Annotated in this window: 1 pseudogene; it reads right to left on the reverse strand. The window is 62.5% G+C overall.

Going from position 1 to position 622, the window contains the following annotated elements:
• Positions 1 to 410: 410 nt before the first annotated feature.
• Positions 411 to 622 (reverse strand): annotated as a pseudogene (locus QMG52_RS21815) (acyl-CoA thioesterase); the annotation flags it as partial.

Genomic DNA, 622 nt, shown 5'->3' on the forward strand with positions numbered 1-622 from the left:
TATTACAACACGCGGCGCCGTCATTCAGCTAACGGCTATTTGACACCGCTCGAATATGAGTTAGGCTATAAATCAATTCACGAACTCGCGGCTTAATCTCGAGTCCACAAAAGCGGGAACACTCCAAAACGATGGGCCAACTGGGCCCGAACTGTCGGAGATTTTCCTCGTCCGGGTCGGATACCGTGACGGCGCGCCTGCTCTCCCCACTGTTCGAACACGCTAAGCGGTAAACGGACGAGCCTGCTTTGCCCGGTGAGAAGTGCGGTTCCTTGCCGAGCGGACGACGGCGGCGGGTCGCGTTGCGCACGGACAGTCCGGCTTTGGGCGCGGTGCACGTCCGCCGGCGGGCGCGGGGGAGGCAGAGCGCGGTGGTGAGGCGGCCGTCGAAACGCAACGGACTCAACGCTCTAGCCTGGCGTCGTCGGACTTCCAGCCCGCAACAGGTGGTTGGGGAGCCTGTTTCCTGGCGCCCGGCCGCGGATTTCGAGTAGATCCCGGGCATGGGCGTGCAAACGCTTGTCCTCATCGGAAACGGGAACCCAAGGGGGAACCGGCACCGAGTTGCCGGAGTCGTCTCGTGCCACCATCACGGTCAGGCAGTAGGTGGTCAGCCTCATCT

It is taken from the genome of Paenarthrobacter sp. PH39-S1, from assembly GCF_030063245.1.
GTDB lineage: Bacteria > Actinomycetota > Actinomycetes > Actinomycetales > Micrococcaceae > Arthrobacter_M.